The sequence below is a fragment of the Nostoc sp. genome (assembly GCF_036919575.1).
Classification (GTDB): Bacteria; Cyanobacteriota; Cyanobacteriia; order Cyanobacteriales; family Nostocaceae; genus Nostoc.
Genome location: NZ_JBALBY010000051.1, coordinates 90847 through 101363 on the forward strand (window position 1 = coordinate 90847; position 10517 = coordinate 101363).

Annotated in this window: 7 protein-coding genes and 1 pseudogene; 3 read left to right on the forward strand and 5 right to left on the reverse strand. The window is 43.8% G+C overall.

What is annotated here, in order from left to right:
• Positions 1–45 precede the first annotated feature (45 nt).
• Entirely contained in the window at positions 46–1224 is a 1179-nt protein-coding gene (locus V7K27_RS14860; protein WP_334948395.1) for a GNAT family N-acetyltransferase, read from the forward strand.
• A gap of 586 nt (positions 1225–1810) precedes the next feature.
• On the opposite strand, the gene V7K27_RS14865 is transcribed toward V7K27_RS14860, so the two are convergent.
• Complete coding sequence (locus tag V7K27_RS14865; protein WP_334948397.1) at positions 1811–4081, reverse strand: cytochrome-c peroxidase; 2271 nt, start codon at positions 4079–4081, stop codon at positions 1811–1813.
• A 1489-nt stretch (positions 4082–5570) separates the two neighbouring features.
• Between V7K27_RS14865 and V7K27_RS14870 the strand changes: the two genes are divergently transcribed.
• Positions 5571–7358: an alpha/beta hydrolase gene (locus V7K27_RS14870; RefSeq protein WP_334948399.1), complete on the forward strand. Its 1788-nt coding sequence runs from the start codon at positions 5571–5573 to the stop codon at positions 7356–7358.
• A gap of 61 nt (positions 7359–7419) precedes the next feature.
• Entirely contained in the window at positions 7420–8127 is a 708-nt protein-coding gene (locus V7K27_RS14875; protein ID WP_334948401.1) for a M15 family metallopeptidase, read from the forward strand.
• 479 nt (positions 8128–8606) lie between these two features.
• Here the strand turns inward: V7K27_RS14875 and V7K27_RS14880 are convergent, their stop codons facing one another.
• The 4 genes and pseudogenes from V7K27_RS14880 to V7K27_RS14895 form a co-directional block, all read right to left on the reverse strand.
• Positions 8607–8834, reverse strand: coding sequence for a hypothetical protein (locus V7K27_RS14880; protein ID WP_334948403.1), 228 nt, complete (start codon positions 8832–8834; stop codon positions 8607–8609).
• A gap of 188 nt (positions 8835–9022) precedes the next feature.
• On the reverse strand, positions 9023–9496 hold the full coding sequence (locus V7K27_RS14885; RefSeq protein WP_334948405.1) for a TspO/MBR family protein: 474 nt from the start codon (positions 9494–9496) through the stop codon (positions 9023–9025).
• A 90-nt stretch (positions 9497–9586) separates the two neighbouring features.
• A complete protein-coding gene (locus V7K27_RS14890; protein ID WP_334948407.1) occupies positions 9587–10060 on the reverse strand; it encodes a TspO/MBR family protein in 474 nt (157 codons plus the stop codon).
• A gap of 261 nt (positions 10061–10321) precedes the next feature.
• Positions 10322–10517 (reverse strand): annotated as a pseudogene (locus V7K27_RS14895) (hypothetical protein); the annotation flags it as partial.

Here is a 10517-nt window from a genome sequence, read left to right on the forward strand (position 1 = left end):
CTGAGATAGTATGATTGTGGTTTTGTATTATTAATGGTATGAGAGATGATGTCTCAATTTGAATACAGCACTCTTGCCCATCCACAGGATATTAAACAGCTTGAAACTATCTTTGAGCAATGTTTCATCAGTGGGCTTGGTGGCGAGGAAGCTTATATCAATCTCCTTGGCGTAGAAAATTTCCGCATTATTCGTGAGTCACAGCAATTAATTGGTGGATTGGCAACTTTGGATATGGGTCAGTGGTGGGGTGGTGTGCGTGTACCAATGACCGGAATTGCGGTAGTAGGTATTGCTCCAGAGTATCGCGGTTCGGGAGCTGCGATCGCACTCATGCAGCACACCCTCAAAGAACTTTATGCTAGAGGTATACCGCTCTCCGCTCTTTATCCAGCAGTGCAAACTTTGTATCGAAAAGTCGGATATGAGCAGGGGGGTAGCTGGTGTAATTGGGAAGTTGCTACTAACACTATCCAAGTGCGGGAGCAACCCCTACCTTTGCAACCAATAGTGAGTATCAATCCTCAAGTCTTTCATGAACTATATCAGCAGCAAGCGAGACAAACGCCTGGATATTTAGACCGACATCCCGCAATTTGGGAGCGCTTAATCCAGCCAGATGAGAAAGAAACATTTTACGCATATTTTATCGGTAGCAAAGAGAAACCCCAAGGCTACATCCTCTTTAGCCAACATTCAAAAGAGGATGGCGCAATTCTGCGGATCAAAGATTGGGTAATTCTCACAGATGTGGCTGCACAAAGTTTTTGGTCTTTTCTTGCCACTCATCGCTCTCAAATTGAACGGGTGCGATGGAGAAGTTCTGTGATTGATTCCCTGACATTGCTGCTACCAGAGCAAACTGCCAAACTCAGGCAGACGATGCGTTGGCTGCTGCGGGTAGTAGATGTAGTCAAGGCGCTGGAGATGCGGGGTTATCCTTCGGGAATCCAAGCTGAACTGCACTTAGATATTCAAGATAATTTGCTAACTGGAAATAATGGTAAATTTATTCTTTCTGTCGCCAATGGACGCGGTGAAGTTACAAAAGGTGGAAAAGGTGAGTTGCAGTTAGATGTTCGAGAACTAGCACCACTATATACAAGTTTGTTCACCCCCTACCATTTGCAACAAGTGGGAAAACTGCATGGGACAGAAACGGCTATTTCAGCAGCTACGCAAATATTTGCAGGTGCGTCGCCTTGGATGGCTGATTTCTTTTAACGTGATCTGTCAACGAACTTCTCTCTGCGTTGAACTTTAGTTCAAGTCTGTTCCTCTCTTAGTTGGCTACGGTGTATACACAAGTCTTAAATAGTTTACTCACCTGTGTTTTGGCGTCAGTTTTACCCCACCCTAACCCTCCCCGATATATTGGGGAGGGAACCAGATTCCTGTTTCCCCCCAATATATCGGGGGGATTAAACCAATTCGCAATTCGCAATTCGCAATTCCCAATTCCCAATTCGCAATTACGTTTTGTGACGGGGATTTAAACCCCTAAACTTGTTAAGGGGGGTAATTTGACTTGTGTATACACCGTAGCTCTTATCTCGTTCCCAGTCTCCGACTGGGAATGCCCCTCATTGAGGCTCCGCCTCCGTAACTTGCGGTAGAGCCACCAGGAGTTGCATTGCCAGCAAGAACAGGACTTACGCAATCAAAGCTTGAAACCTCGTTCGCGTAGCGTGCGCTTCGCGCACTCCCCCCTAACTCCCCGATAAATTGGGGGGATATAAAAAGCCCCCAATTTATCGGGGGTTGGGGGATCTCTTATGCGTAAGTCCTACAAGTATTTCCTGAAATGGGATTAATTCAGGAAATTTCGAGTGCCACTACCACCATTTCTACCAACAGCAGGAATTTCCAGTAAGCTATCTGTAGCGTTACCAGTGCCGTCATTGGTAACAGAGGTAGAGTTACCCGGATGTCCATTGGGGACGAACAGTTGCGGGTGGTCAAAAGGTGCTTTCTCATGGAGAACTCGCTCATCGGTGAGTCCTTTTAAAAAGGCGACCAATTGCTGTTTTTCCGCTGGTGACAGATTCAGCGGGGGAAGAGCTCCAAAGTCACCACCCCGACTGTAAAAATCAACCACTTGCTCTAGAGTCCCCTGACCTCCGTTGTGAAAGTAGGGGGCGGTGAGTTCCACATTGCGAAGCCCAGGTGCTTTGAAAGCTCCGTTTGCAATTACGCTCTCACTTGAATTCAACGGTGGAGTCAGGATAGGGGGGTCTTGTCCCAGGAGATTCTTAAATGTCCCCAGTTGAGCCAACCGTGCCTCAGAGAGGGGATTACCTGGGCCGTTAGCAGATAAACCGTCATTACCACCCAAACCGCGATCGTCCGTGGCAGGTCTGACACCAATATTGAAGAAGCCAGTGTCTTCAGCGGATTTTGCACCAAACGGCGCACGTTTGATTCGTCCGCCTTGAGCCACGCTGCTCACTGAAGCAGATGTTAATTCCAACCCACTATGGCAACCGATGCACCCCTTGCCCTCGAATAGTTTCTTCCCTTGTTGCTGCTGCACGGTGAGGGCGTTGGTGTTTCCTTCCAAGAAGCGATCGTATGGCGTATCATTGGCAATGAGTGTAGACTCGTATAACTGAATCGCCAGCCCAAAGAATAGCGAGAAGTTATACTCCAACACCGTGTACTCATTGGTTTGGGAAGAGTTATCAGGCGTGTTGACAAAAGTCCGTCTACCTTGAGCATCAACTTGGATGAGTCGATTAGAGTTCCACCACACCGGCTTAAAGGCATCTTTAACCAGCTGTTCGTAGGTTTTATCCTTCAGTCCGGGTTGAGGCCATCTACTGTTTGCACCTAAAACGCTGTCTTGTGGATGCACAACCTGTTTGCCTAGTGGTCTGAGGGTAGATAACTTTTGCGCCAGTATTCGGGGGAGCTTTGTACCGCTAATTGACAGAACATTTTGCAGCAGTCCGCTCAGAGAATTTATGTTGTCAATTTGCGAGAGATTATCATCAATTTCTTGAATGGAATTGAGTAATGGACCGAGCATAAGATCATCTTGCGGCAGTCCGGTGACAGATTTTTTCTTGTCAACTCCTCCGAATTTATTACCAATTTCTTGAAAAGTGCGACCATCAGCAGACAACTCGGTGGAACTGAGTGGCGGACCCAGCGCCTGAGAAGCCAAAGACGAATTATTCAGGCTGACTTTGACAAATTGGAGTTGATTTGGGTTTTGTGCTTTGACCACAGAGGCGTTAGGATCTCTTAAACCGAAGGGGTTCACCCCATTAAAGATGTTTTGCGCCTTTCCATCCCAGAAGTTGCGGAAGTTGAATGCTGCATTAATTACGGTTGGCGTGTTGCGCGCCTGGACGCGGCGCACATTCGTACCTCCCACATTAAACACGGGATCGCGTTCATTTGTTACTTGGTCTTCCGCACTACCAGGTTTGACATTAACAAACTTCGTATTGAAGACCCCCTGAGAGGAACTGACATCGTTACGGTCAGACACAACAGTTTTAGAATCATTGGAGTTCGACAGCTTGTGGAAGGGAAAATCTTCCGGCTTGAGCTGGTAGTTTGGTGCGCCACCTACATTAAAAGCTGTATCTGGATTCGGTGTACCATCGGCGTTGACCCGCAAAAGCCCAGGATTGATCTGATTTTTGGATCTATTATCGGCTCCAGCATGGAAGTGACAACTAGCACAGGAGGTCTGTCCGTCGCTCCCAACCTGCATATCCCAAAAAAGAGTTTTTCCTAACTTGATTGCAGCTACTTTGTCTTTTACGAAGTCTCCAAGATTATTAGGCTCTGGAACCGATACGCTCTTGAGCGAAACTCGAGGCGACCCCGTAACTTGCGCTGATACACTATTTCCAGCTATTACTGCTACCAGAATAATGGCAGCAATTGTTATAGTCTTTGAAAATCTTGATCTGAGGTAGTTAAGCTTGCCATCTCTGAATCTCTGCCCTTGGCGCTTTATTTTTATCACCAAAGATTTGAGTAAAAATCGACCTTTTGAGGTTAGTAGCAAATAAATTGATAAGCCAGTAATAAAGACTACTAAGCTTATTATGGGTATAATCCCCATAGTTTTTGTCATAAAATAACAACGAAAAAAATTATACATCTGTGAGCAAGTTTTAAATTTATTATTCTTGTAAAGTAATTACGTAGTTTACTAATTTTATGTGAACAAAAAACGCCATATCACTACAAAAACTTGGCTAGGGTAGGTAAGCTATTCTATATTTAAGTTGGATTAGCTGGGCTGTTAATATACTTACTCCACAAGAGTTTGTTGAAGAAGAATTCAGGAGTCAGAATTCAGGAGTCAGAATTCAGGAGTCAGAATTCAGGAGTCAGAATTCAGGAGTCAGAATTCAGGAGTCAGAATCAATCAGTCGGGGATTGGGACCGGCGCAGGAATTGTTGCACCACCAAAAATTCTAGTTTTGTGGGGGTGCAAAAACGCCGATTATTCATCCGCTTTTTCGGTCAGAATTCAGAATGCTTATACCAATTCTGCATGAAGAACCGCCAAACTATATGAGGAACGAACCGCGTACTCCTGCCCAGAAGCAAGCTACGCGCAGCGTCTCTAAGAGTTGGGCGCAAAGGACACAAAGAAAGAAAGAAAAATTGGCGACAGCCTCACAAAGAAATGGTATTAGAGCGAGTCGTACAGAATTCATACTGACTCATAACTCCTGAATTGTGTTTCGATAAAAATGATTTTCAGGATTTTTACTAGGTTTTTCATCTAGTAAATTCGTGCTATATTCAAAGCTACAACATAAATACTGATGCAGGGTATTTTTGATTTGCTATGATTTAATAGTGAAGGCAAACTACTGGAGTCAAAATAATTCGTAATTCGTAATTCGTAATTCGTAATTAATTTTGAATTTTGAATTGGTTAGCCTATTTAAATATGGATACTTCACCCATCAGTGTAACTCTGTAGAGTTTTGACCTGATAGCCAAAAAAATCCTTGAGGAAGAAATCAGAAGTCAGAGTCAATTACTGGTTAATTGGGAATCACTACTTTTTTTACTACTAAATCCCAATACGGTTCAGTTAAGGATAATCGTAGGTTGGGTGGAACGAAGTGAAACCCAACAAACCCGCGAAAATGTTGGGTTTCGTTCCTCCACCCAACCTACGCATCTGAGGGTTTTTTGGCGCTAACTGAACCGTATTGTACTAAATCCTAGATTTCGTGGGGATTTTAAACCTATTCATACCCCTTATTTGAAGCAAGCTAAATCCATAATTCATGCTGAATTCTGAGAGGGTGTTTGAAAAGTTATCATTGATGTATCAAATATTTTTTACCCCACCCTAACCCTCCCCGATGGATTGGGGAGGGAACTAGATTTTCCGGTTTCCCCCCTTTCTAAGGGGGGATTAAGGGGGGTAAAAATGCAATTAAAATCACAGCCAACGACTTTTCAAACATCCTCTGACTCCTGACTCCTGAATTCTGTTTCGATAACTTTAAGTAAACCAAGCAGGGCGCCCGAATAACTACCAAAGCCAACACCTGATAACACCAGACCACCGAAATAGTTGAGCGATGAATAGTTTGTTTGGTAATTGGGCTAGCACCCTCAGAAAAAATTCTTTATTGCTGGCTCTTTCAATGGTGCTGCCAACGTTTGGAATTAGTAATTCTGTCTTGGCAGCAGAGCGGATTTATGCATCTTATTCAGCTTTAGAGCTTTCCATTTCAGTCAGTGCTTTAGAAAACTACGCCAAAACAGGTATAATTGACAACGATTTGGCAGCTTATCAGCAATATCTGCCTCTTAAAAAGCTTCAAGGATTGCGGCGGATTTTACTTAATCGTGTGAAAGTTAGTCCGGTAGTAGTTTCGCAACTTCTCTACACACCACAAGGAGAATTTTTGCTGCATCGGTTGGCGCAAGCGATTATCGCCAAATCTCCTCAGTCAGAACCAGAATTTGATGCTTTGCGTTCGGCGCTAATTTTAGCCTCTGCGGAATCGTCCGGCTTGACACTTTTGAATGTGTTGCGTAAATATCCCAACAGCAGCATTCGCCTTGATGTCGCAGAGACTTTGGAAATAGCTACGGAATTGGAGAAACTTGTTAATCAAACTCATCGGGCGATCGCAGCTGTTTCCCAAAAGTCTAAAATAGAAGCTGCTACCATTTCCCAACCAAATTTCTCACAATTGCCCGATTTACAGATTCCGGGAAAGTTGAAGTCACAAAAATACACCCTGAAGTTTTTTGACTCAACACGCAATCGGCTTTTATTAACTGATGTTTACATTCCCAACGTCCAGAACACAGCACCGATAATTGTGATTTCTCACGGCTTGGGTTTAGACAGCAGCAACTTTCAATATTTAGCCACTCATCTAGCTTCCTACGGATTTGCCGTCGTCGTTCCCAATCATCCTGGTAGTGATGCTAAACAATTGCGTTCGCTGTTGAATAGACGCGCCATTGAAGTTGCAGAACCAGGTGAATTTAAAGACCGACCAATGGATGTGACATATATATTGAATCAATTGGAAAAAGATAATCAATCTGATTCACGGTTTAAAGGTAAGTTAAATCTGCAACAAGTCGGAGTATTTGGTCAATCTTTGGGAGGTTACACAGCTTTGGCCTTGGCAGGTGCTAAAATCAACTTTCAGCAGCTAAAACAAGACTGTCAACCAGCAGCACTGCAAAATACCTGGAATATGTCTTTACTGCTCCAGTGTCGTGCTTTAGAACTGAGCATCAGTACCTCTCACAAGGATTATAACCTGCGGGATGAGAGAGTGAAAGCCGCGATCGCAGTTAATCCCATAACTAGTTCTATTTTCGGCAAAGCTGGCTTAAGTCAAACAAAAACTCCAGTGATGATTGTCAGCAGTAGTGATGATACAGTTGCACCAGCTTTAGCCGAGCAAATTTTACCTTTCTCCTGGTTTACGAATTCACAAAAGTATCTCGTCATGCTTGTAGGTGGAACGCACTTTTCCACTATTGGCAATGGCAACCCTGCAAATCAACAAGTAGCATTACCTGCCGATATGATTGGCGATGCTTCCCAGGCGCGTCGTTACATGAACGTTTTGAGTTTACCTTTCTTCCAAACTTACGTCGCAAGAAAACCAAAATACGTCTCTTACCTCAACCCCGCCTACACCCAAAGCATTTCTAGTAAGTCTCTGGGATTGAGTCTCGTCCAGTCCCTAAGTAAAACCGAATTAGCACAAGGACTTAGTAGCGATCGCCCCAAAGCTCAATATTATCAAAAAAAAGCCCCTAACTCCATACTCAACTTTGGATTTTGGATGTTAGATGTTGGCGTTGCAATGCTGCATGTGACGATTTTTATTTAATAATCACACAGAATGCTATGCTTTCGTAAAAATCCGTAGTAATTTTTATGTGGCTGACTAGATGAGGGCTTATCATCAAATCCCAATTTTCGAGTGTGGTGAACTGCTAATAGAGATTCCTTTAGAACTGTTTGCGGTGGAATCTCCCCATCCTTATGAAAAGTTGGGTGCCATTTATGGCGAACACTCCCCTTATTATCTCCGTGAAAGCGTGATTGAAAATTTGCTCCAAGCCCAAAATTACCTTTATCTTTTGCATCCTAACTGGCGTATCCAAATCTTTGATGCCTATCGCCCGATCGCAGTCCAACAGTTTATGGTAGATTACAGCTTCGCCCAAGCAGTGCAGGACAGGGGACTGACTGAGGTGGAATTATCACCGAATCTTCGCCAAGAGATTTGGAAAGCGGTTTATGAAATTTGGGCTGTACCAAGTTTAGATGAAAAAACTCCCCCTCCTCACAGTACAGGTGCGGCGGTGGATGTGACGCTAGTAGATGATGCCGGACAAATAGTGAATATGGGTTCGCCGATTGATGAAATGTCAGAGCGATCGCATCCCGATTATTATGCCAATAGCGACCATCAACAATCACAAAAGTATCATGCTCACCGTCAGCTATTGCGGGATGTCATGTTAAAAGCAGGCTTTCAACGCAATCCTAGAGAGTGGTGGCATTTTTCTGTTGGCGATCAAATGTGGGCTTGGCTGAATAATCAATCCAATCCAGCCAATCCTGTCACCGCACGTTATGGGCGTCTTCTATAGATGCGTTATCACAAAAGAATTCACGAGCGGAGCCGGAGACGCTCCGCCGAGGCGTCAGAATTCAGAATTCAGATAGGACTTACGCATAAGAGATCCCCCAACCCCCTTAAAAAGGGGGCTTTTTAGATCCCCCCCAATTTATCGGGGGGTTAGGGGGGAGTGCGCTTCGCGCACGCTACGCGAACGAGGTTTCAGGTTTTGAGTGCGTAAGTCCTATCAGAATTGAATTGGAGTCCGTGAGCGTCTGAATAGGGACTTCCAAATAAAAAAATATCCCAAAACTGACGCAAAAATCCTCTCTATTTCTCTTCTCTCTGTGTTCTCTGCGTCTCTGTGGTTCGTTTCTTTGGATAATTTATTTCTTGGAAGTCCCATAAATGGTGAAACATCACAAGACATCTCCAGAAATTACAGCTATTTTCAGGTAAATAGACCACGCGGGTAGGGGCACAGCAATGCTCATGCGTGTCAACCTAAGCTCAAACCCCTTTAAAACCTCGTTTCCAGCCTCTGGCTGGAAATGCAGATCCTGGTGGCTCTGCCGCCAGGAAGAGAGGCGGAGCCTCAATGAGGGGCATTCCCAGTCGGAGACTCTTAACGAGATAACGAGATAATCTGCTAAAAGCTGGTTCTAGGCTGGCTTTCACGTTAAGTTGACACCAATGAGCTTTTTCTGTGCCCCTACGACAGATGTGGTTCAAATACATGAAAACTGCTCTAAATATGCGTTATCCAGAATTCCTGTAGAAACGTAGCACTGCTACGTCTCTATATTCTTTTTTAGAGATATCTACACTAAATCTTTCCTGCGGAACGCCCAAGGGACGATAAGCGCTCATTCCCCACTTTCTTGTTCTGACTCCTGAATTCTGAATTCTGACTTCTAAATTCTTCTTTATGCATCTTGAGGGTTTAACTCCCTTAACTCGTCGGTAGTGTAAGTACCAATGGGAGTCCAAACTAGATAGGGAAGGAGTAACAGCGCCGCCATTAGAGAAATTGGTAAAACGCAGATTCCCAGGACAACGGCTAAAATCAAACCGATTAAGCCAAGAATTTCCCCAGTTTTCAGACTGCGAAACCTCAGCATTAGAGGTATGTAGGCGACGGTGATAATTTCCACCAAGAGGTACAAAGCCATTAGTAGCCAAGTAATTAAGCTTCCGGGATTTTTTTGCCAGACAATATAAGCTGAAGCTGCACCGCTAATAAAAATCACAGTCCAGATGAGGGGAATTAGCGGCTCAAAAACTAGCCAGCGAGGGCGACTTAACTGTGCGAACCATTTAATATCACGCGGCGTAATCAAGAAACTACCAAAAGCGATAAAGAAAGTTACAGCCCCAATTATTATCCAAGATGGAATCATAATGCACTCAAGCTTTGTGTATTTTGTCAAGTCCTACACTGCAAGTTTGACAATTTAGGGCTGAGGTTGAATCATTCGCTGGTACGAATCTTAGGCATCTTGAGGATTGAGACTGATCATCTGCCAAGTGGTATAAGTACCAATGGGACTCCAAAGCAAATAAGGAACTAGTAACAATGCTGCCCAACCAGAAATAGTTAAGATTGCAAGTATCAATAAAGCACAAATGAAAAAACCTGTGCCACCAAGAATTGTACCCACTTTCAGACTGCGAAGCTTAAACATTACAGGCGTATAGGCAATGGTAATAATTTCTAAAAGCAAGTATAAACCCATGATTAACCAGGTTGAGGTGCTTCCTGGGTCTTTTTCCCAGACAATATAAGCTGACCAAGCACCGCAAATAAATATTACAGTCCAGATAATTGGAATCGCACCCTCAAAAGTTAGCCATCTGGGTCGTTGTAAGCGGTTGAACCATTGGCGATCGCTAGGCGTAATTACGTTAGCCACCAAGGCAACTAAGAAAGCCACACCTCCAATCACCATCCAAGATTTAATCATGCCCGTCAGTCCTTTGCGATCGCTGTCTATCGCTTAATATCACTTTTTATAGTGTGATTTTGTCAATTTAATTGCTAATTATTCATCATCCCTGAGTTTGAAACCTTTACATCGTTTGGTAAGATTTTACAGCTATTTTCAGGTAAATAGACCACGCAGTAGGGGCACAGCAATCCTCATACGTGTCAACTTAAGGTAGAAGTTAGGTTTAGACTAGACATCTGGTGAAAAAGAACGTAGAGACGTAGCACTGCTACGTCTCTACAAGGGTTCTGGGTAACGCATATTTAATTTCTGGAGATGTCTACTATATAACGAGCCTTTGAACTCCATTAATGAGGCTTTGAACTCCATTAATGAGTCTTTGAACTCCATTAATGAGTCTTTGAACTCCATTAATGAGTCTTTGAACTCCATTAATGAGTCTTTGAACTCCATTAATGAGTCTTTGAACTCC